Origin of the sequence: Microbacterium sp. bgisy189, assembly GCF_965345345.1 — a bacterium.
Lineage (GTDB): Bacteria > Actinomycetota > Actinomycetes > Actinomycetales > Microbacteriaceae > Microbacterium.
Genome location: NZ_CBDRMZ010000007.1, coordinates 17,942 through 40,055, shown reverse-complemented (window position 1 = coordinate 40,055; position 22,114 = coordinate 17,942). Strand labels below are relative to the sequence as shown.

Here is a 22,114-nt window from a genome sequence, read left to right as displayed (position 1 = left end):
CGACCTCGACTGTGGACCGCGTCAGTGGTTGAAGACGATCAGCAGCAGGCCGACAAGCACCGCGCCCCCGGCGACCGCGAACGATGCGATCGCGCCGACGAAGGCGAACTGCTTCTGCCCGTCGGTGAGGGGGCTCTTCTTGGCGGCCTTGGCAGCGGCCTTCGCCGCCCGCTTGGCCTCCTTCTCAGTGATGATCGTGATCGCATCGGTGAACTCTGCCGGTGCGACGACCGGCGAGCGACCCGCGAGCACGAGCAGACGCAGCCCGATCGCGTAGAACGACACGACCGCGACGGCACCGATCATGGCGGCGATGAACACCTGCAGGAAGGCGATCCAGTTGATCTCGATGTTCATCGCTCGCCTCCCTTGGCCGCACGCGCGGCGTCTTTCGCGGCCTTCTTCTGTGCGGCGCGCTCACGCGCCTCGGCCTCAGCCTTGCGCTTGGCCTCTTCGCGCAGCGCGACACGCTGGCGTCGCGTGGGCGGCGGGTTGCGCTTGACTTTGATGGCGTGACCCGAGTCGGCGACCTCGCTCATCGCGTTGGCGTGGTTGACCTCGTTGCGCCGTGAGCGGAGGAAGATCGCGAGGATGATCGCGACCGCGGCGACTGCGCCGATGAGCACGCCGACGACCTGCCCGAGCCACACGACCACCAGCGCCGCGAGCGCACCGACGGCACCTGCGGCGGGCAGCGTGAGCACCCAGCCGATCATGATGCGACCGGCGGTGCGCCAGCGCACCTTCGACCCGCGGCGCCCGAGTCCCGAACCGATGACCGATCCCGACGCGACCTGCGTCGTCGACAGCGCGAAGCCGAGCGCGCTGGAGGCGAGGATGGTCGATGCGGTCGATGCCTCGGCGGAGAAGCCCTGCGCCGGCTTGACGTCGGTGAGTCCCTTGCCGAGCGTGCGGATGATGCGCCAGCCGCCCATGTAGGTGCCGAGCGCGATCGTCACGGCACACGCGATGATGACCCACAACTGCGGCTCGTGGTGCGCTGCCGACTGCCAGCCGACGGTGATCATGGCGAGGGTGATGACACCCATCGTCTTCTGCGCGTCGTTGGTGCCGTGCGCCAACGCGACGAGCGACGACGTGAAGATCTGGCCCCAGCGGAAGCCGTCGCGGCCGTCCGGCTTGGCGTCGTAACGACGCGTGAGCGCGTAGGCGAGCTTCGTGACGGTGAAGGCGATGATGCCCGCCGTCAGCGGCGCGATCAGCGCCGGGAGGACGACCTTGGTGAGCACGACGCCGAAGTCGATCGCCGCCGCGCTGGCACCGACGAGCGTCGCGCCGATCAGCCCGCCGAACAGGGCGTGCGAGGAGCTGGACGGCAGCCCTAGCAGCCACGTGAGCATGTTCCACGTGATCGCGCCGATGAGGCCGGCGAAGATGATGGCCGGAAAGATGCTGCTCGAGAGCTGATCTTCTCGGATCATGCCGCCGGAGATCGTCTTGGCGACCTCCGTCGACAGGAACGCCCCGACGAGATTGAGCACGGCGGCCAGCAGCACGGCGGTCTTCGGCTTGAGCGCGCCGGTCGCAATGGGCGTCGCCATCGCGTTCGCGGTGTCGTGGAAGCCGTTGGTGAAATCGAAGAACAGCGCCAGTGCGATGACCAGCACGACGATCAGGGCTGCTGTTTCCACAGGTCGCTTTCCGTCGGGGTGTTGAGGGGGAAATGGCCGATGATGATCGGCGGTGCGAACGAAGAGTTCACCGTGGTTTCAGTGTCCGGCAACCGGACCAGAATGTATCCTGTCACACCCTCCTGGGAACAGGGAACCAACCGCATCTGCGATCGCCCAGCACGCCGCACGACGGCGCGCGGGCGTTAGCGTTGAGCCTGTGACCGAGCAACTCTCCGCACCCGTCGCCGACCGCCGCCCCTCCCCCCGTGCCCACCACGGCGACACCTTCGCCGATCCGTACGAATGGCTGCGCGAGAAGGATGCCGCGAGCGTGCGCGCCCACCTCGACGCCGAGAACGCGTATACCGACGCGCGCACCGCGCATCTCGAAGGACTGCGCGGTCGCATCTTCGACGAGATCAAGGGCCGCACCCAGGAGACGGACCTGTCCGTCCCCACCCGGCACGGGTCATGGTGGTACTACAGCCGCACCGTCGAGGGACGGCAGTACGGCATCCATTGCCGTGCACCCCTGGCATCCCCCGATGATTGGACGCCGCCGCAGCTCACCCCGGGCGTCGACGTGCCGGGCGAGCAGGTGCTGCTCGACGACAACGTCGAGGCCGAGGGGCACGAGTTCTTCTCGCTGGGCACCTTCGACGTCTCGACCGACGGCGCGCTGCTGCTGTACGGCGTCGACACCGAGGGCGACGAGCGCTACACGCTGCGCGTCCGCGACCTCGCGACGGGCGAGAACCTGCCCGACGTCATCACCGACACGTTCTCCGGCGCGACCCTCTCCCCCGACGGCCGCTTCGTCGTCTACACGACCGTCGACGACGCCTGGCGTCCCGACACCGTGTGGCTGCACGAGCTTGGTGCAGACCCGGCCGCGGCGCAGCAGTTGTTCCACGAGCCCGACGAGCGCTACTGGGTGGGAGCCGGCTTCACGCGAAGCGAACGCTACCTCGTGATCGAGACCGGTTCGTCGATCACGTCGGAGGAGTTCCTGGTGCCCGCCGACGACCTGCGCGCCGAACCACGGTCGGTGTGGCCGCGCGTCGAGGGCGTCGAGTATTCGGTGACCCACGCCGTGGTCGACGGCGAGGACGTGCTGTATGTGCTGCACAACGCCGACGCGCTCGATTTCGAGCTCGTGCGGGTGTCGGCATCCGACCCTGCGGGCGCGCGCGAGGTGGTGCTGGGCCACGAACCGGGTCGCCGGCTGCTGCACATGTCGGCGTTCCGCGACTGGGGTGTCGTGTCATACCGGCGCGAAGGGCTCCCCCGCGTCGGCCTGCTCGACTACGCCAGCGGTGCCGTCGATGAACTCGATTTCGACGAACCGCTGTACTCGGCGGGCGCGTCGGGCAACCCCGAGTGGGCGCCGCCGGTGCTGCGACTGGGGTACGGCTCGTTCGTGACGCCGGGCACCGTGTACGAGTACGTCATCGGCAGCGGCGAACTGCTGCTGCGCAAGCGCCAGCCCGTGCTCGGTGGGTACGACCCGGCCGACTACGACCAGCGCCGCCTGTGGGCCACCGCCGAGGACGGCACCCGCATCCCGATCTCACTCGTCTGGAAGCGCTCGTTCGGCGACCCCGCCGACGGGCCGCGCCCCGTGCACCTGTACGGCTACGGCTCATATGAGCATTCGATCGACCCCGGCTTCTCGGTCGCACGCCTGTCGATGCTCGACCGCGGCGTCGTCTTCGCCGTGGCGCACGTGCGCGGCGGCGGCGAGATGGGCCGCCAGTGGTACGAGGACGGCAAGCTGCTCGCCAAGCGCAACACCTTCACCGACTTCGTCGCCGCGGGCCGTCACCTCGTCGATGCCGGGGTGACCGTGCCCGAGCGCCTGGTCGCCGAGGGCGGATCCGCCGGCGGCCTCCTGATGGGCGCGGTGGCCAACCTCGCACCGGAGCTGTTCGCCGGCATCCTCGCCGATGTGCCGTTCGTCGATGCGCTGACGACGATCCTCGACCCGTCGCTGCCGCTGACCGTCATCGAGTGGGACGAGTGGGGCGACCCGCTGCACGACCCCGAGGTGTACGCGTACATGAAGTCGTACACGCCGTACGAGAACGTACGCGAAGGCGTGACGTACCCCCGCATCCTCGCGTCGACCTCACTCAACGACACCCGCGTGCTGTACGTCGAGCCCGCCAAATGGGTCGCGCGCCTGCGCGAAGTCGGCGCCGACGCACTGCTCAAGTGCGAGATGGCGGCCGGCCACGGCGGTGTCAGCGGCCGTTACAACGCCTGGCGCCAGCGCGCCTTCGAACTCGCCTGGCTGCTCGACGTGTTGGGCCTGGCCGACTGAGGCGCGGCGTCTCCCGAAGACAGGAGAAGTCGCCGGAACAGGCGAATTCGGCTCCCATGCTCCTGTCTCCGTGATTTCTCCTGTTGAGGCGACGTCAGCGGTGGAGTCCCTGCGCCATTGCCGCAGCGATGGTGGAGATGACGTACTCGGGGTCGAACAGCAACTGTTGGAGGTCGAACCGCAACACGGTGTACCCCCGCAGCGCCAGCCGCGCATCGGCGCGCAGATCGCGACGGCGGTCGGCTCCCTGGTGATGCGCGAACCCGTCGAGCTGGGCCACCAGGTGGCGCCCGATGAGCGCGTCGACAGGATGATCGTCGAGCCACACCTGCTGCCGGATCTCCACGCCGATCGATCGCATGAGTGTCGCGAAGCGAGTCTCCAACCCGGAGTCCGACAGCTCGGATGCCAGGTCTCCGATCCGCCGAGCACGTTCGCTTCGCCACCGCACACGTGACAGCACCTGCGGATCGATGAGCCGCTTGCGGATCGCGGATTCCCAGACGCTGAGCGCGTCACCGAGCGGTACGCACCGCGCGACATGGAAGAGGACGTTGATGATCGGGTCCTCGAGCGCATGGGGGTGGCCACAGGCGCCGGTCCCCGTGACCAGTGCAGTCGGAGCCCGGCGTCATCCACTCGAGACGCCGTCGGCGGAACGGCGACATGGAGGGCATCGTGCGCAGGCGTCCACAGTCCCGCGCGCTCGGCCTGCGTCAGGCACGTCACCCGGCCGCCGCTGAGCGCCGCCCGCCGAAGCGACCAATCGCAATCCGGGCTCACCAGCCACGATCGACGAACGCGTTCGGCCGCACCGGTCGCCACCGCGCACCGAATCCCGTGGGTCGTGAATCCTGACTCTCGGGCCACTGTCGTGTGGGCGACTCCGCCCTGTTCAGCGAGCCACAGGCTGAATTGTCCGATCGACCTCATGCCGACCACGGTGCCGCGGTGCGCCGCTGCTGTGCCCGGCGGCGGCATGATCTGGGGACAACTCCGCTGACCTCACCGTTGGGGAGGAGCCGGCGCGTCTCACGCACACAGGAGATATCCCCGAAGCAGGACGATCGCCGAGATTTGGTCCTGTCCCAGGGATTTCTCCTGTTCTCGGCGCGCGGCCCCGCGGGTCAGCCGAAGAGCGCGGCGGCCTCTTCGTAGCGGTAGAGCGGCACGGTGTGCAGTTCGCCGAGGGCGTCGGCGAACGGGACGCGGACGATGTCGGTGCCCTGCAGCGACACCATCTGCCCCCAAGCCTCCTCGACGACGGCGTCGGCCGCGGCCAGGCCCAGACGGGTCGCGAGCACGCGGTCGAACGCCGACGGCGAACCGCCGCGCTGGATGTGGCCGAGCACGGTCGAACGGGTCTCGATGCCGGTGATGCGCTCGATCTCGGGCGCGAGGATCTCGCTGATGCCGCCGAGGCGCGGACGGTTGAACGCGTCGAGGCCCTTGTCGCTGTAGGCCTCGTCCATGCCGGAGAGGGTGAAGCCCTCAGAGACGACGACGAGCGGCGCGCGGCCGCGGTCGTGCGCCTTCTGCACCTGCGCGGCGATCTCCTCGATCGACATCGGCACCTCGGGGATGCAGATGACGTGGGCACCGGCGGCGATACCGGCGTGCAGCGCGATCCAGCCGACGTGGCGGCCCATGACCTCGGCCACCATGCAGCGCTGGTGCGAGTCTCCGGTGGTGCGCAGCCGGTCCATCGCGTCGGTCGCGATGTTGACGGCCGTGTCGAACCCGAACGAGTAGTCGGTCGCACGCAGGTCGTTGTCGATCGTCTTCGGAACGCCCAGCACGTTGATGCCGTCGTTCGCGAGGCGGTTGGCTGCAGCCAGCGTGCCTTCGCCGCCGATCGCGATGATCCCGTCGATGCGGTGACCGTACAGCGTCTTCGAGATGTTCTCGGCGCCGCCGCGGGGACCCTCGTACGGGTTCGTGCGGCTCGTGCCGAGGATCGTGCCGCCGACCTTCGACAGCCCCTTCACCTCGTGGCGCGTCAACGGAAAGAAGTCGCCGTCGACGACGCCTCGCCAACCGTCGCGGATGCCGACGAACTCCACGTTGTACGTGGTGGTGCCCTTGAGCACGACGCCGCGGATCACCGCGTTGAGGCCGGGGCAGTCGCCGCCGGACGTGAGGATGCCGATCTTCATGTGGTGAGGATCCCTTGGTGTTTCGTGGATAGCGCGGCGCCGTTGCCTCGCACAGAGACTATCGCCGTGCGAGCACCGCGTGCCACACGTGACGGATCAAGCAGCGCCGAGCGCCTGCCGCAGCAGGTGCTTGAGCGCCGACAGTTGCACCGACTCACCGGACTCGGGCCCGACGGCCGCGCCGTCGAGGGCTCGGGCGGCAAGCCCCTCCTTCGAGTCGATGAGCTCGGCGATCTTCGTGTCGAGCGTGTGCGCCGCGATGATGCGCCACGCCGTCACCGGCTCGTCCTGCCCGATGCGGTGCACGCGGTCGATCGCCTGCGTCTGCTCGGCGGCGGTCCACGACAGCTCCGCAAGCACGACGTTGGAGGCCGCCTGCATGTTCACACCCACACCCGCCGCCGTGAGCGAACACACGGCAACGGCGACATCGGGGTCGTTGTTGAACGCGTCGATCGCCTCCTGACGGGCGGGCGTCGACTGATCGCCACGCAGCGACACCGTGCGCAGGCCCGCCGCGGCGAAGTGCGCCTCGGCGGCGTCCATGACGTCGATGTGCTTGGCGAAGAAGACCACCTTGCCGACAGACCGCTGCAGCTGCACGGCGTAGTCGGCCGCGAGCACGGCCTTGGCCTGACCGATGCGGCGGACCATCGTGAAGACGTTTTCGCCGCCTGCATCCGATGCCCGCGACTCCTCCAGCTCGCCTTCGGCGACCAGCCGCACGATGTCTTCATCGGCCTCGCCGTAGACGACCCGATCGCCGCGCGCCTCGATGATGCGACGGTACTTCGCCGCCAGGCGCTCGCCGAGCTCACGCTCAGCGGCACGGATCGAGCGTCCGAATTCGTCGTCGAGCTCGACCGGCAGATCGGCGACGAGCTTGTCGGGCAGGTCAGCGGCGACGTCCTTCTTCTTGCGGCGGACGATACCGAGCGAGATGACTGCTGCGCGCGCCTCGGGGTAGAAGGCCTTGTCGGCAGGGGTGAGGCCGGTGGCGTCGAGCTTCTCCATCAGCACCGGGCCGGGCTTCTCGCCGTTGGTCCAGCCGAGGAAGCGCCAGATCGCATCGAAGTCTTCGACGTCATTGATCAGCGGGGTGCCGGTGAGGGCGAGCATGAGCGGGTCGCGCACCTGCTCGCGGATGCGGCCGGCGAGGGCCAGCACGTTCTGCGAACGCTGCGACGTGAGGTTCTTGATGAAGTGCGCCTCGTCGACGACGAGCCCCTTCAGGCCCAGTGTGCTCAGCCACGACAGGTGCCGGTCGAGCACCTCGTAGTTGACGATGAACACGTCGGCGAACGCGTCGACGGTGGCGCCGTCACCCTGGATGACGGTGGCGCGGCGCTGCGGCGTCCACCGCTCGACCTCGCGCGCCCAGTTCATCTTGACGACGTTCGGCACAACGGCCAGGAGCGGGTAGGCGCCGGCGACCGATGCCGCCAGCACCGACTGCGCCGTCTTGCCCAGACCCGGCTCGTCTGCCAGCAGGAAGCTGCGGTGCCCCTCACGGACGGCCTCGAGGAACCGCGACTGGTGCGGCATGATGTCGAGGCCCTTGGGCGACAGACGGTCGAGCTCTGGAACGGGCGGCAGCTCCATGGATGCCGCTCCCCCGCCGGCGCCGATCTCGAACGACTTGTACAGCGGGCCCATGAGTTCCCAGCCGTCGAGACGCCGACGCTGCGAGGCGACCGGCGCGCGCAGCGCGAGATCGGGGGCGAGGAACGGGTTGGCCTCGCGCCGCGCCTCGATCTGCGGCGGCACGACCTGTCGCTCAGCGAGCGCGGCGGGCACGACGGCCGCCTGCACCGGCTTGACGTCGGTGATGATGAGTTCGTCCTCGGGGAGTTCGGCACCGGATTCGAGCAGCCAGTCACGGCGCATGCGCTTGGCGACCGGCGACGTGGCCTGGTCGACCTCGAGCAATTGGATGAGCGACGTGTCGCGGGCAGCCGTCTTCGCGAGGATCGTCGCGACACCGTCGAGGCGCTTGAGCAGCTCGACGCGCGCGCCGTCGGCGATCTCGCCGTCGGCCTTGACGCGGGCGCGCTCCTCGCGAACGAGGAAGGCGATCACCTGGAACTTGACGCGGTTGGTGGGGCCCAGCTTGCCGCGCTGCGCCTTCGCCTCGACTTCGCGCACTTTGCGGGCGAGGATCGGGATGAGGGGGGCCTCGTCGTCGCGGCGCGAAGACGAGCCCTTGCGGCGGCGGGCCGATGATGTGGACGCGCCTCGAGTGGCGGGCGCGGCGGGTGCCGTGGTCGGCATGCTCCTCCTGAGCGTGTGGGCCGGGTCGACCCGGCGGCCGGATCGACGGGTCGATCGGCGGTTCGGTGCCCGTGACGCCCAGACGTCGCGAGCGGGAGTGCGTGAGGCTCGTCGGTGCCGGCTGCGGGTACTCGCTTCTGCGAGCTGCAACGTCGGAGCGACGGATCCCTCGTCACCAGTGTAGCGCGCACGCCCCGATCGGCGCGGGATGTGTCAGCCCGCGCGCCGCAGTCGCAGGCTGTTGAGCACGACGAACACGCTCGAGAAGGCCATCGCGGCACCGGCGAGCATGGGGTTGAGCAGGCCTGCAGCGGCGAGCGGGAGCGCCGCGACGTTGTAGGCGAAGGCCCAGAACAGGTTGCCGCGGATGATGCGCATCGTGCGGCGACTGAGCGAGATCGCGGTGGCGACGGGTGCCAGTCCGCTGCCGGCGACGGTGATGTCGCTGGCGTGCATCGCGGCATCCGTGCCGCCACCCATCGCGATGCCGAGGTCGGCGGTCGCGAGCGCTGCGGCGTCGTTGACACCGTCGCCGACCATCGCGACGCGGCGCCCTTCGGCGCGAAGTCGCTCGATCTCGGCGACCTTGCCCTCCGGCAGCACGCCCGCGACGACGCGGTCGATACCGACTTCGGCGGCCACGGCCGCGGCTGCGCCGGCGTTGTCGCCGGTGAGGAGGACGACGTCGAGTCCGAGTCCGCGGAGTCTGGTCACCACGTCGGCGCTGTCGGCGCGCACCGTGTCGGAGACGGCGATCACCGCCGTCACCTCGCCGTCCCATCCGGCGACGACGGCGGTCGCACCGTCGGCTTCGAACCCAGCGATGCGCGCGGTGACCTCTGCATCGAGGGTCGCGTGCTCGGCCGCGAATCCCGCCCGCCCGACAAAGGCGACGTGGCCGTCGACGACGCCTGTGACTCCCCGCCCGGCGTGCGCCGTGAACTGGTCCACGTCGCTGCGCGTGTCGGCGAGGGCGGCGAGCGCACGCGCGATGGGGTGCTCTGAGCCGTGTTCGAGGGATGCGACGATGCGCCCGACGGCGACCGGGTCTGCGTCGCCGAACGGCACCACATCAGCGACGCTCATGCGCCCCTCGGTGACGGTGCCGGTCTTGTCGAGCACGACGGTGTCGATGCGGTCGGCGTTCTCGAGCGCCTCGGGTCCGGTGACGAGGATGCCCAACTGCGCGCCGCGTCCGGTGCCGACGAGCACCGCGATCGGCGTCGCCAGTCCGAGTGCACAGGGGCAGGCGATGATGAGCACCGCGACGGCGGCGGTGAACCCGGTGGCGACGGGCTGCCCGGCGAGAAGCCACCCGGCGAGCGTGAGCACCGACAAGGCGATGACGATCGGCACGAAGACGGCCGAAATGCGGTCGGCGAGCTTCTGCACGCGGCTCTTGCCGGTCTGGGCGTCTTCGACCAGCCGCGCCATGTGCGCAAGGCGGGTGTCTGCCCCGACGCCGGTCGCCCGGACGAGAAGCTGCCCGTCTGCGGCGATGGTTCCGCCGGTGACCGGGTCGCCGACGGCGACGTCGACGGGGACGGACTCTCCCGTCATCATGCTCTGGTCAACGGCTGCCCGCCCCCCTTCGACAATGCCGTCCGTGGCGATCTTCTCGCCCGGCCGCACGACGAAGCGGTCGCCGACGACGAGGTGGTCGACCGGCACCCGGCGACCGTCGTCACGCTCGACGTCCTTGGCCGCCATGTCGAGCAGGGCGTGCAGCGCAGCGCCCGCCCGCCGCTTCGAGCGGTGTTCGATGTGCCGCCCCAACAGGAGGAACGCGGTGACGGCCGCCGCGACTTCGAAGTAGACGAGCGCACCGGCGTCATGAACGGGCCCGAACAGGACGACATCGTGCGTGAGGCCGATGCGCCCCGCGGTGCCGAACAGCAGTGCCCAGACGCTCCAGCCGAACGCGGCGAGCGTGCCGAGGGTGATGAGCGTGTCCATCGTGGCGGCGCCGTGACGCGCGTTCGCGACGGTCGCACGGTGGAACGGCCAACCACCCCACAGCACGATCGGTGCGGTGAGGACGAGCGAGACCCACTGCCACCCGGGGAACTGCCAGGCCGGCACCATGCCGAGTGCGACGACCGGCACCGCGAGTGCCGCCGAGACGAACAGCCGCGTGCGCAGCGAGCCGTCGGCGTCACCTTCCGGCGCGGCCGGTGCCTGCTCGCGGCGCACGCGCGCGTCGTATCCGGCTTCACGCACAGCGCTCACGAGCGCACCCGGGTCGGTGCCCTCGGGAAAGACGACCCGCGCCGACTCGGTGGCGAGATTGACGGATGCCGTCACCCCGGCCACGGTCTGCAGCCGCTTCTCGACGCGCGCGACACAGCTGGCGCACGTCATTCCCTCGATGTCGAGGACGGCTTCACGGGTGTCTGTCATGGCAGCCTCAGGCGCGACCGGCGAACGCGTAGCCGGCTTCGGCGACGGCAGCGGCGATGGCCTCGTCGGATGCGGCGCCGGCGACGGTGACGGTCCCTTGCGAAACGTCGACGGCGACGTCGGTGATGCCGTCGACGGCGCTCACCTCACGCGCGACGGCCTGGGCGCAGTGCCCGCAGGTCATGCCTTCGACGGTGTAGGTCTGGGTGCTCATGGCTGCTCCTTCGAGTTCAGGGATAGCAACATGATACCCCCTAGGGGTATTCCCGGCATCCCATCACTCGGCGGCGAGCGTCTGCTGCCAGGAGTCCAACCGCACCGGGTCGTCGGTGACGATCCCGTCGACGCCGAGGGCAGTGACCTCGCCCCACTGGTCATCGGAATTGAGTGTGAACACGATGACGCGCATTCCCGCGGCCTGGAGCGCGTCGACCGCCTCGGGTCGTGCGAGGAGGGCTTTTCGATCCACGATGATGCCGCGGGCGCCGACCTGCACGGCCGCCTCGACGACATCCGCGGGCAGCTGCTTGAGCAGCACGAGCCGGGCGATGACGTCGGATGCCGCGCCGAACAGCCCCAGCACCCGGGCATCGAAGGACGCGACGGCGACGGCGCGCTCGAGTCCGCGATGCTCGATCGCCGCGACGAGGGCGGCGGCGCCCGCGGCATCCCACTCCCCCTTCAGGTCGAGCAGCGCGCGACCGTCACGGCGTGCCAACAGATCGAGGAACTGCTCCGCAGTCGGCACTCGCGTGCCACGGAATGAGGCGTCGTGCGACGCGCCCGCGTCGAGCCGCTGCACCTCGGCGAGCGTGAGCTCGGCCAGTGCGCCTGCGCCGTCGGTCGTGCGATCGACGGTCGCATCGTGGAAGAGCACCGGATGACCGTCGGCGGTGAGCGACACGTCGACCTCGACATAGTCGAAGCCACCCGACAGGGCCGCCTCGACAGCGGGCAACGTGTTCTCGGGCGCGAGTGCCGCGCCGCCGCGATGGCTGGCGATGAGGGCGCGGTCACCGGGGTCGCGCGCCTCACCGAGCAACTCGTGCGCGCTCACGCGCGTCGGGACCGCCGCCAGCAGCGCAAGCGTGACGGCCGCCACGGCCAGTGCCGCGAGCCAGAGCGCAGAGAGCCGTTCGGCTCGGAGCGTGCGGGGCATCGGGTATGTCCTTCGCTCGACGTCGTCGTCGAGCCCACCCTACGCCACAGCGTTACCTTTTCGTTACCCTTTTTTCGCTCGGCGTTCAGACCATGCTCTTCGGATGCCACACCGTTTTCGTCTCGGTGAACGCCGTGATGCGAGCCAGGCTCGGGGCCGCGGCATCGTCACCGCCCTCCGGCGGCAGCACACGCGTGAGCGTCTCAGCCGCAGCGATCTGCAGATCGACCCAGTCCAGGTCGCCGGCGCCCACCAGGTCGAGTGCGTGCACATCGGGGTGGGACGCGAGCCACGGTGCGAGTTCTGCGGGTGAACCGGTGAGCACGTTGACCACACCCCCGGGCACGTCGCTGGTCGCGAGCACCTCGGCGAGGCTGATCGCCGACAGCGGGAAGCGCTGCGCGGCGACGACCACGACCGTGTTGCCGGTCACCAGTGCCGGCGCGATGGCAGAGACCAGCCCGAGCAACGCGGTGTCCTGCGGCGCGATGACGGCGACGACGCCAGTCGGCTCGGGCACCGAGATGTTGAAGTAGGGGCCCGCGACGGGGTTGCCGTTTCCGGCGACCTGGCCGTACTTGTCGCACCATCCGGCGTACCAGACCCAGCGGTCGATGGCCTCGTCGACCTCAGCGCGCGCCGCCGTCGCGGTGGCGCCGGTCTGCTGCACGATCTCGTCGACGAACTGCGCGCGTCGCCCTTCGAGCAGTTCGGCCACGCGGTACAGCACCTGACCTCGGTTGTACGCGGTCGCGCCGGCCCACCCCTTGCCCGCCGCGCGCGCGGCGGTCACGGCATCGCGGGCGTCCTTGCGCGACGCGAGTGCAGCGTTGGCGAGGAACTCGCCTGACGTCGAACGCACTTCGTAGGTGCGCCCCGACTCGCTGCGGGGGAAGGCCCCGCCGATGAAGAGCTTGTACGTCTTCGGCACGGTCAGTCGCTTGCTCACGCCGACGCTCCCTTCAGGTACGCGAGCAGGCCGTGGCGGCCGCCCTCCCGGCCGTAGCCGGATTCCTTGTAACCGCCGAACGGGCTCGACGGGTCGAATCGGTTGAACGTGTTGGCCCACACGACACCCGCGCGCAGCCGGTCGGCGACGGCGAGGATGCGCGAGCCCTTGTCGGTCCAGATGCCCGCAGACAGGCCGTAGGGCGTGTTGTTGGCCTTCTCGATCGCTTCGGCCGGCGTGCGGAACGTGAGCACCGAGAGCACCGGACCGAAGACCTCTTCGCGGGCGATGCGGTGGCTGGCCTGCACGCCGGTGAAGATCGTGGGGGCGAACCAGAAGCCGTTCTTCGGAATCTCGCAGTCCGCGCTCCAACGCTCCGCGCCCTCTTCTTCGCCGATCTTGCTGAGCTCGGTGATCCGCTGGATCTGTTCGGCGGAGTTGATCGCCCCGATGTCGGTGTTCTTGTCGAGGGGGTCGCCCAGGCGCAGCGTCGACAGCCGGGCCTTGAGCCGGTCGATGACCTCGTCGTGCACGGACTCCTGTACGAGCAGACGACTGCCCGCGCAGCAGACGTGCCCCTGGTTGAAGAAGATGCCGTTGACGATGCCCTCGATGGCCTGATCGATCGGCGCGTCCTCGAACACGATGTTCGCGGCCTTGCCGCCGAGTTCGAGGGTGAGCTTTTTGTCGGTGCCGGCGACCGACTTCGCGATCTCGCGGCCGACGGGGGTCGACCCGGTGAAGGCGACCTTGTTCACGTCGGGGTGACGCACGAGCGCCGCGCCGGTCGCTCCGGCGCCCGTGATGATGTTGACGACGCCCGGCGGCAGGTCTGCCTGCTGCAGGATCTCGGCGAAGATGAGCGCCGACAGGGGCGTCGTCTCGGCGGGCTTGATGACGACCGTGTTGCCCGCGGCGAGCGCCGGTGCGATCTTCCACGCGAGCATGAGCAGCGGGAAGTTCCACGGGATCACCTGGCCCGCGACGCCGAGCGGCTTGGGGGCCGCGCCGAGGCCGGCGTGGTCGAGCTTGTCGGCCCACCCGGCGTAGTAGAAGAACCAGGCGGCGACGAGCGGCACGTCGACATCGCGGCTCTCCTTGATGGGCTTGCCGTTGTCGAGGCTCTCGGCAACGGCGAGCTCGCGGGCGCGTTCCTGCACGAGACGGGCGATGCGGAAGAGGTACTTGCCGCGATCGCGACCGCTCATCTTCGACCACGTCTTGTCGAAGGCGCGGCGGGCTGCGCCCACGGCGACATCCACATCGGCCTCGGTCGCCGATGCGACCGACGCGATGGTCGATTCATCGGCGGGCGAGATCGTCAGGAACGACTCACCGGACCCGGCGCGGAACTCGCCGTCGATGAACAGTCCGTACTCGTCACGGAGGTTCAGAATGGCCCGTGATTCGGGGGCAGGAGCGTATTCGAGGAAGCTCATGTGTTCTTTCCGTATCCAGATCAGTCGATCGTCACGTAGTCGACGCCGGTGTAGTGGCCGGTGCGCAGCTTCTGACGCTGCAGCAGCACATCGTTCAGCAGGCTCGATGCGCCGTAGCGGAACAGGTGCGGCTGCAGCCACTCCTCGCCGACCGTCTCGGCGACGGTGACGAGGTACTTGATGGCATCCTTCGCCGTGCGGATGCCGCCCGCGGGTTTCACACCGATCTTCTGCCCCGTCGCGCGGTACCAGTCGCGCACGACCTCGAGCATGAGGAGCGTTGTGGGAAGGGTCGCCGCAGGCTGCACCTTGCCGGTCGAGGTCTTGATGAAGTCGCCGCCGGCGAGGATCGCGAGCCACGATGCGCGCTTGATGTTGTCGTAGGTGTTCAGCTCACCGGTCTCGAGGATGACCTTCAGCGACGCGTACGAGCCGTCGGCGCGGCGGCAGGCCTCTTTGACCTGCACGATCTGGTCGAACACGAGCGCGTACCGGCCTGCGAGGAAGGCGCCACGGTCGATCACCATGTCGATTTCGTCGGCGCCTGCCGCGACGGCCTCGGCGGTGTCGGCGAGCTTGATGGCGAGCGAGGACCGACCGCTCGGGAACGCGGTCGCGACGGCGGCGACGCCCACGAGGCCGTCGTCGGGGTCGCCGTGCATGCCGCCGAGGGCCTCGACGGCGAACGGCACCATGTCGCCGTAGACGCAGACCGCCGCAACGCGCGGACAGGTGGGGTCGGAGGCGTCGGGATGCAGCGCCTTGGCGACCAGCGAGCGCACCTTTCCGGGCGTATCGGCGCCCTCGAGGGTGGTGAGGTCCATCAGCTCGATGATGCGGTCGAGGGCCCACGCCTTCGACGTCGTCTTGATCGAACGGGTTCCGAGGCCGGCCGCCCGCTGTTCGAGGCCGACCGCGTCGACGCCCGGCAGCCCGTGCAGGTAGCGGCGCAGCGTGGTGTCGTCTGGGGCGCCGCCCAGAATTTCGACGGCGCGTTCGGTGACGCTCAACTCGCGCGTCGGAGAGGACGAGATCGTCATGTTCATCGTCTTTCGGCTCATCGGGAGGGGCGGACGGGGAAAGGTCTAATTCTAGACATTATGAAGGAGTGCTGCCGTATGCGGCCAGGCGAACGCGGCATCGCCCGCCAGTTTCACGGCTCCGGTGAGACCGGCTTCGGCGCCGAGCGCACCGAGTTCGATGCGCAGATTCTTCGTCGCGAGCGGATGCGAACGCTCCGCGACCCGCTCGCGGATGGCATCGAGCAGTGCCGGGCTGGCGGGGGCGAGGTTGCCGCCGACGATCACGAGCGTCGGGTTCAGCATGCCGACGGCGTCGGCCAGCACGTCGCCGAGCCGGTGGCCTGCGCGGCGCAGCAGGTCGAGCACGAGCGGGTGCCCGTCGCGGGCGAGCGCGACGATGTCGGCGCTCGTGGCAACAGACATGCCCCCGTCCCTCTCGAGGACCCGCGCAATGGCCCACCCGCCCGCGGTCGCCTCCGCGCAGCCGAACTGTCCGCACCGGCAGCGCTCGCCACCCGGCCGTGGGAGATGCCCCAGGTCGCCGGCAGCGCCCTGTCCGCCGCGCAGGATCTCGCCGTTGGCGATGATGCCGGCGCCGATTCCCATGCCGACCTTCAACAGGAGCACGTCGCGGACGGCGGGCGGAACGTGTGCGTATTCACCGATCGCGATGATGTTGGCATCCTTGTCGACCACGATCGGTGCGTCGAAACGTTCGGTGAACGCGGCAGGCACGTCGATCCCGTCCCAACCGCGCATGGTCGGGGGGCTGACGACGCGCCCCGTCGACTGCTCGATCGGGCCGGGGATGCCGACGGCGATTCCGGCCACTCGAGCCGGCGTCGCGGACTGCCGCTCGAGCAGTTCGAGGAATGCGGCCTGCACGGTGCCGAGCACGGCATCCGGTCCGTCGTTGACGTTGATGTCGTGATCGGTGACCTCGATCAGGGTGCCGAGGAGGTCGGCGATCGCGACGCGCGTGTGACTGCCGCCGACGTCGGCACCGAGCAGGAATTTTCGGGCTCCATCGATCACGAGACGGTCGGCAGGGCGCCCGCCGGTGCCGCGGACGTACGCGTCGGCGCGGACGAGCCCGCTCGACTGGAGCGCATCCAGTCGCCGCGCGACGGTCGCCCGTGCAAGGCCCGTCGAGCGCACCAGCTGCGCCTGACTGGTCGCCGCGCCGGAACGGATCAGCCCGAGCAGGCTCGCCGCGATCTCATCCACCCATCGATCTTCGCAAGCGGCCGACGCCGTGTCGACCCTCGCGCTCCCTATTGCGTCGGCGCGTCGGGATGCCCGGGTGCGGCGAACACGGGCGCCACCAGCGCGTCGACCGAAATGCCGCGACGACGCGCCTCGTCGGTGAGCTGCTGGGCGAGCTGTGCGCTCACGATCGTGGGGTCTGCCGGCGCCACGGGTGCCGCAGCGGCGGCCGCGACGTCATCGCGCAGCAGCAGCGACATGACCGGCACGACCACGACGCCGAGGGCGGCGAGGATCAGCGCGATGCCGAGGACCCGCCAGTACGCGTCACCGAACGCATCCTCGTTCCAGATGCCGAACGTCGCCACGAGGAATGTGACGCCGAGCAGCGCCAAGGTCGTGACGAGCGCCACCCGCACGGGTGTGCGGCGACGGTCGACCAGCAGGAGCAGCAACGATGCCACGGCGAAGTGGGCCGTCGCGATCGATCCCGTCACGGCCAGCTTCGTGACGATGTCGTCCCAAGGGATCAGCTCCCACACGAGCCCGAGCAGCAGGACGAGCGTGACGATGGAGACGCCGATGCCGATTGCCCCGAACACCTTCGTGCGGCGCTCGAGGAGCGTGGCACAGCACAGCACCGCGATGCTGAAGACACCCGACAGGGCCGTCGTGCCGAGGATCCGCCAGACGGTCTCGTCCATGCCACCGCCGAGCAGCGCAGCGATGCCGGCCACTGCCGCCAGCACGAACGAGACGACCACCACCCAGACGACGACCCGCCTGACAGTCTTGGCCCGGTTCACCGGTTCACTCATCGTCGCGCCCCCTCTCGGCCTGCGCCTTCGCGATCGGCCGCCTGTGCGCGACTCTAGCGCCTCGGATGCCACGTGCAGGCGCCCGCCACACCAGCGGTTCGGGCAGGGTGACGGTCAGCGCAGCAGCGACCGCACGCGCGCGACGTCGTCGCCCATCTGTGCGATGAGGGTCTCGATGCCGTCGAACGCCATCATCGGCCGCACCCGGTGCGTGAACCGGACACGGACGGTGTGGCCGTACAGATCGAGGTCGTGCTCGTCGAGCACGTAGGCCTCGACCTGGCGCGCCAGCACATCGTCGAAGGTCGGATTCGTGCCGACCGAGATCGCTGCCGGGTAGCGCGTGACCGCGTGCGACGGCGCCCCTGCGCCAACTCCTTCGTCGAGCAGCCAGCCCGCGTACACGCCGTCCGCCGGCACGAACCCCTCGAGTTCAGTGGACAGATTCGCCGTCGGATAACCCAGCTCGCGGCCGCGCTTGAGGCCGTGCACGACCTCACCGCGCACCTCGTGTGCCCGGCCCAGCAGACGCGCCGCGTCTTCGACATCACCCGCCGCGAGCGCTTCGCGCACCCACGTCGACGAAACCCGCCGTCCGCCGCCCTCGATGTCGCCGACGACGGCGGCACGGAAGCCGAACTCGGCGCCGAGGTCGACGAGCAGGTCGGGGTTGCCGGCGCCGCCCTTGCCGAAGCGGAAATCATCGCCCACGAGCACCATGACGACGCCGAGCGCATCGACCAGCACGTGCTCGACGAACTCCCGCGGACTCAGTCCCGCGAGCGCCTCGTCGAAGCGCAGCACGAGCGTCGCGTCGACGCCGGCTCCGGCGAGCAGCCGGAGCTTCTGCTCGAGGCTGACCAGCGGCTCAGGGCACAGCTCGGGACGCAGCAGGCTCAGCGGATTGCGGTCGAAGGTCACGGCGACCACGCGCGCCCCGGCATCCGTCGCGGCCACCCGGGCACGGTCGATCACCGCGCGGTGCCCGGAGTGCACCCCGTCGAACTTGCCGATCGCGACGACGCTCGGGCCGAACCCTACGGGCACCTCCGCCGGCTCACGGAAGACGATCACCAGCTCGACCCCTGTTCGACGGGCTCCTCTTCGACGACGTGCGAACCGTCACGGTGCGTGACCAGCCACCACAGGCCGATGAACGGCAGCACGAGGGGCACCCACACATAGCCATAGCCGTAGCCCGACCAGACCGTCGCGTCGTGGGCGAAGAGGTCGGGCAGCACGAGACTCAGTGTGCCGACGACCAGCACACCGACCAGTTCGAAGCAGATCGCGACCCACGCGATGATGTACCAGGTGCGCGAACCAGACTTCACGAGTGCGACCGTCGCGAGGATGTAGACGAGGGCGGCCGCAGCCGACAGCGTGTACGGGACGGGCGCGGCGTCGAACTCCTGCACGATCTGCACGAACGATCGGCCGGTCGCGGCGAGCGCCATGATCGCGTAGACGATCACGAGGACGCGGCCAATGCCGGTCATGCGGGGGCGGGTCGTAGCCATGACCTGTCCATCCTAGGCGCGTCGATCACGCCGCCTGGACGGTCCATCGACCCATCCAGGGGCCTGCGCGAGCTGGCACATAGACCACTTTCGCCTCGCCGGTAGACAGACACACCAAGAAGTGACAATATTCACAGGCTGGCGTCCGCCACGCACCCCTCTCCCAACCCTGTGAAGTGCACCATGCGATCGATCCGCACCATCTTGCTCGCCTGCGCCACCACAACAGCGCTCATCCTCGGCGTGAGCGCGCCCGCCACGGCCACCACCGGCGCCCCGACGTCGTCGACCGCGCGCCCGGCGGCCTCGACACCGACGCCCGCACCGACGGTGCCTGCGGCCACGAGCTTCAAACTGCCGCTCGTCGCGAAGTCCTACAACGTCTCTTCGTTCTTCGGACCGCGCTGCATCCCCACGCAGGGCGGCGGGACCGTGCACCGTGGCGTCGACATGGCGACGCGCGGCGGGTCGCCGATCTACGCCATCGCGGCAGGCGTCGTGACCGCCACGGTCGACGGCACCTCATCCCGCGAGGGGTACATCAAAGTGCGTCACAAGATCGACGGGGTCGAATACGAATCGGTCTACATGCACATGTGGAAGTCGACGACGCGCGTGAAGGTCGGGCAGAAGGTCAAAGCCGGGCAACGGATCAGTGAGGTTGGAAGCAGCGGCGCATCGACGGGCAACCATCTGCATCTCGAGGTGTGGCGCAAGACGTCGAAGGGCATGGTCGCCGAAGACGCCGCGACGCTCCTCGCTGCCAAGGGTGTGGACCTGCTGGGAGCTGCGACGTCAATCTGGGCGAAGTCCGCACCCGCGACGTGCAAGTACTACACGGTCGGTGGCGTCAACTTCCGCACCGGACCTTCGACCGCGCATGACATCATCAAGCTGCTCCCGAAGGGTACAGCGATGGTGCACGTCCCGGGCAAGGTCACCGACGGGTTCATCCCGGTGAAGGTCGGATCGCGGTCGGGTTGGATCGCGATTTCACTGGTCACGCCTCACAAGCCGGCCACACCCACAACCACGCCCACGCCCACGCCCACGGCGACACCAGCGGCCGCGGCGACACCAGCGGCCGCGGCGAAGGCGCCCACCTACAAGACGACGGCCCCGTTGAACCTGCGAACGGGCGCGTCGACGAGCAAGCAGCGGATTCTCACCATTCCGAAGGGCTCCAGCGTCGGCGCGATCAAGAAGAAGAGTGGGGACTGGCGCAAGGTCACCTACGCAGGCAAGACCGGCTGGGTGCACTCGGACTTTCTCACCAAGCGGTGAATCTGCTCACGCCGCCTGGACGGTCCAGATCACGAACATGCGCCACACCATGACCGCAACCGCGAGCGATGCGACGCCCATGATGACGGTGCTCCAGCGGCTGCGTTCGACGAGCGCCCACACGACGGCTGCGGGCGGCAGCAGCACGGCCGACACCAGGTAGGTCCAGAATTCGAGCAGGCTGCCGCTGGCGGGGTTGCCGACGAGCGGCGCGACGATCCCGACGACCACCTGCGCGATGAGCAGGAGCAGCACGAGCGCGAGGCCGCCGACGCTGAGATCACTCGGCCTGCGCCCGGCAAGGCCCAGCACGACGCAGAGCAGGCCGACCGCGACGGCCACAGTGACCTGGGCGATGGTGAACCACAGAATCACGCGGATTCCTCCTCGGGCATGTTCATGATGCTCTTCACGTCTGCACCGCGCGGGCCCACGATGCCGACCAAACGGCCGTCGGGGTCGATCGCCGCGGGAGACGCTCCGTCGAGACGGAACGCCGCACCGATCAATCGCTTGCCGTGGCGCAGGTCGCGGGCCTCGTCGGCGGTCACGTCAAAGCGACCGAGCACGGATGCCGCAGTCTCCGCCGCGCCGAGCAGCGGCATCCCAGGTTCGAGCTCCGCCACCGCGTCGGCGACGTCGAACGGGCCGATGCGGGTGCGCCGGAGCGCGGTGAGGTGGCCGCCGACGCCGAGGGCGCTCCCGAGGTCGCGGGCGAGGGCGCGGATGTAGGTGCCGCTGGAGCAGTCCACGACGACATCCAGATCGACCACCCGGTCGCCGCGACGGATCTCGAGCACCTCGAAGCGCGACACCGAGACGTCGCGCGCCTTCAACTGCACGTCCTCCCCCGCCCTCGCGAGGTCGTAGGCGCGCTTGCCGCCGACTTTGATCGCCGACACGGTGCTCGGCACCTGTGAGATGGGTCCGGTCAGGTCGCGGATGCCGTCGACGATCGCGCCTTCGGTCACATCACCGGCATCCGTCTCGGCGGTCACCTCACCATCGGCGTCGTCGGAGTCGGTCGAGACGCCGAGCCGGATCGTCGCCTCGTACGTCTTGTCGAGCCCGACGATGAACGTGAGCAGCCGCGTCGCGCCGCCGACGCCCAACACCAGCAGCCCCGTCGCCATCGGGTCGAGGGTGCCCGCGTGGCCGATCTTGCGGGTGTTCAGCGCGCGTCGGGTGCGCGCGACGACGTCGTGGCTCGTGATGCCGCCGGGCTTGTCGACCAGCAGGATCCCGGTGGGAGCAGGCATGCCTTCCAGCCTAGGCGTGCCGCTCAGCAACCGCGCACGACGACGGGGTGGGCGTGATCGGTGTTGTCGACGACGGCATCCGCGAGCCCTTCGGGGGCGACCTGGGCCCGGTACAGCTGCTGACCGACGAAGTAACGGAGATTGCCGGGATGCGTCGGGGCGGGATCGGTGCCATCGCGAACCGCCATGCGGGCAAACCGCTCGGTTGCGGCGACCTCGAGCCACAGCGACCAGTCCCAGAGGCCGCGCAGCTCGGGCCGGTGGAGGAAGATGCCGTCGACGATCAGCACGCAGTCGACAGGCGTCGCCTGTGGCGTGGTGCGCACCGGCGCGTCAGCGCGGACGTCGAAGACCGCGGACCGCACTGGCGCTCCGCGACGAAACGGGTCGATCAGTTCGCGACGGAACGCGTCGAGGTCGTACGAATCGCGGTAGAACCCCTCGGGCGACGTGCGACCGCGGGCGTAGCGCTCGGCTCGAGGCCGGTGGAACCCGTCGATGCTCGCACGCAGCACCGGCTCCCCTGCGGTCACGAGGTGCGATGCGAGTCGGTCCGCAAGGACGGTCTTGCCCGCGCCGTCCTCACCATCGATCGCGACCAGCACTCGGCCTGCCGGGCACCGTTCGCGGATCGCCGCCTGAAGCCGAGATTCGAGCGAGGACGACATCACGCC

Annotated in this window: 20 protein-coding genes; 2 read left to right on the top strand and 18 right to left on the bottom strand. The window is 69.4% G+C overall.

Features of this window, described 5'->3' with window-relative positions; all coding sequences use genetic code 11:
• Positions 1-21: 21 nt before the first annotated feature.
• A complete protein-coding gene (locus ACSF8R_RS10065; RefSeq protein WP_434811749.1) occupies positions 22-357 on the bottom strand; it encodes a peptidase in 336 nt (111 codons plus the stop codon).
• Entirely contained in the window at positions 354-1,652 is a 1,299-nt protein-coding gene (locus ACSF8R_RS10060) for an anion permease (protein ID WP_434811748.1), read from the bottom strand. Before ACSF8R_RS10060 ends, ACSF8R_RS10065 begins: the two co-directional genes overlap by 4 nt.
• A gap of 199 nt (positions 1,653-1,851) precedes the next feature.
• On the opposite strand from ACSF8R_RS10060, the gene ACSF8R_RS10055 reads away from it, so the two are divergent.
• Complete coding sequence (locus ACSF8R_RS10055; protein WP_434811747.1) at positions 1,852-3,957, top strand: S9 family peptidase; 2,106 nt, start codon at positions 1,852-1,854, stop codon at positions 3,955-3,957.
• A 94-nt stretch (positions 3,958-4,051) separates the two neighbouring features.
• Here ACSF8R_RS10055 and ACSF8R_RS10050 read toward each other — a convergent pair whose 3' ends face one another.
• From ACSF8R_RS10050 to ACSF8R_RS09990, 13 genes are all read right to left on the bottom strand, one after another.
• The gene (locus tag ACSF8R_RS10050; protein ID WP_434811746.1) at positions 4,052-4,318 is read right to left on the bottom strand and encodes a DUF559 domain-containing protein; all 267 of its coding nucleotides are present in this window, start codon (positions 4,316-4,318) and stop codon (positions 4,052-4,054) included.
• Positions 4,319-5,084: 766 nt separating this feature from the next.
• Entirely contained in the window at positions 5,085-6,113 is a 1,029-nt protein-coding gene (locus ACSF8R_RS10045) for an ATP-dependent 6-phosphofructokinase (protein ID WP_434811745.1), read from the bottom strand.
• A 96-nt stretch (positions 6,114-6,209) separates the two neighbouring features.
• Positions 6,210-8,384, bottom strand: a complete 2,175-nt coding sequence (locus tag ACSF8R_RS10040; RefSeq protein WP_434811744.1) for a DEAD/DEAH box helicase — start codon at positions 8,382-8,384, stop codon at positions 6,210-6,212.
• A gap of 213 nt (positions 8,385-8,597) precedes the next feature.
• Entirely contained in the window at positions 8,598-10,784 is a 2,187-nt protein-coding gene (locus tag ACSF8R_RS10035) for a heavy metal translocating P-type ATPase (protein WP_434811743.1), read from the bottom strand.
• Between the two features lie 7 nt (positions 10,785-10,791).
• Positions 10,792-10,998 carry a heavy-metal-associated domain-containing protein gene (locus tag ACSF8R_RS10030; RefSeq protein ID WP_434811742.1) on the bottom strand — a complete coding sequence of 69 codons (207 nt, stop codon included), beginning with the start codon at positions 10,996-10,998 and terminating at the stop codon, positions 10,792-10,794.
• A gap of 63 nt (positions 10,999-11,061) precedes the next feature.
• Positions 11,062-11,943: a glycerophosphodiester phosphodiesterase gene (locus ACSF8R_RS10025; protein ID WP_434811741.1), complete on the bottom strand. Its 882-nt coding sequence runs from the start codon at positions 11,941-11,943 to the stop codon at positions 11,062-11,064.
• An 85-nt stretch (positions 11,944-12,028) separates the two neighbouring features.
• Entirely contained in the window at positions 12,029-12,892 is an 864-nt protein-coding gene (locus ACSF8R_RS10020) for an aldehyde dehydrogenase family protein (RefSeq protein ID WP_434811740.1), read from the bottom strand.
• Positions 12,889-14,331, bottom strand: coding sequence for an aldehyde dehydrogenase family protein (locus tag ACSF8R_RS10015; protein WP_434811739.1), 1,443 nt, complete (start codon positions 14,329-14,331; stop codon positions 12,889-12,891). The genes ACSF8R_RS10020 and ACSF8R_RS10015 overlap by 4 nt, the downstream gene beginning before the upstream one ends.
• A 20-nt stretch (positions 14,332-14,351) precedes the next feature.
• Positions 14,352-15,371, bottom strand: coding sequence for a deoxyribose-phosphate aldolase (gene deoC / locus ACSF8R_RS10010; RefSeq protein WP_434811738.1), 1,020 nt, complete (start codon positions 15,369-15,371; stop codon positions 14,352-14,354).
• Between the two features lie 51 nt (positions 15,372-15,422).
• Positions 15,423-16,580 (bottom strand): ROK family protein, encoded by a 1,158-nt coding sequence (locus ACSF8R_RS10005; RefSeq protein ID WP_434811737.1) that lies wholly within the window; start codon positions 16,578-16,580, stop codon positions 15,423-15,425.
• A 47-nt stretch (positions 16,581-16,627) separates the two neighbouring features.
• Entirely contained in the window at positions 16,628-17,377 is a 750-nt protein-coding gene (locus ACSF8R_RS10000) for a hypothetical protein (RefSeq protein ID WP_434811736.1), read from the bottom strand.
• 114 nt (positions 17,378-17,491) lie between these two features.
• Positions 17,492-18,451, bottom strand: coding sequence for a bifunctional riboflavin kinase/FAD synthetase (locus ACSF8R_RS09995; RefSeq protein ID WP_434811735.1), 960 nt, complete (start codon positions 18,449-18,451; stop codon positions 17,492-17,494).
• Positions 18,448-18,897: a hypothetical protein gene (locus ACSF8R_RS09990; protein WP_434811734.1), complete on the bottom strand. Its 450-nt coding sequence runs from the start codon at positions 18,895-18,897 to the stop codon at positions 18,448-18,450. Before ACSF8R_RS09990 ends, ACSF8R_RS09995 begins: the two co-directional genes overlap by 4 nt.
• 183 nt (positions 18,898-19,080) lie before the next feature.
• Between ACSF8R_RS09990 and ACSF8R_RS09985 the strand changes: the two genes are divergently transcribed.
• On the top strand, positions 19,081-20,181 hold the full coding sequence (locus ACSF8R_RS09985; protein WP_434811733.1) for a peptidoglycan DD-metalloendopeptidase family protein: 1,101 nt from the start codon (positions 19,081-19,083) through the stop codon (positions 20,179-20,181).
• A gap of 6 nt (positions 20,182-20,187) precedes the next feature.
• Here the strand turns inward: ACSF8R_RS09985 and ACSF8R_RS09980 are convergent, their stop codons facing one another.
• The 3 genes from ACSF8R_RS09980 to ACSF8R_RS09970 are packed head-to-tail and all read right to left on the bottom strand — an operon-like array spanning position 20,188 to position 22,108.
• Positions 20,188-20,556, bottom strand: coding sequence for a hypothetical protein (locus ACSF8R_RS09980; RefSeq protein WP_434811732.1), 369 nt, complete (start codon positions 20,554-20,556; stop codon positions 20,188-20,190).
• Entirely contained in the window at positions 20,553-21,440 is an 888-nt protein-coding gene (truB, locus tag ACSF8R_RS09975; RefSeq protein WP_434811731.1) for a tRNA pseudouridine(55) synthase TruB, read from the bottom strand. Before truB ends, ACSF8R_RS09980 begins: the two co-directional genes overlap by 4 nt.
• 23 nt (positions 21,441-21,463) lie before the next feature.
• Positions 21,464-22,108 (bottom strand): uridine kinase, encoded by a 645-nt coding sequence (locus ACSF8R_RS09970; RefSeq protein ID WP_434811730.1) that lies wholly within the window; start codon positions 22,106-22,108, stop codon positions 21,464-21,466.
• Between the last annotated feature and the right edge of the window lie 6 nt (positions 22,109-22,114).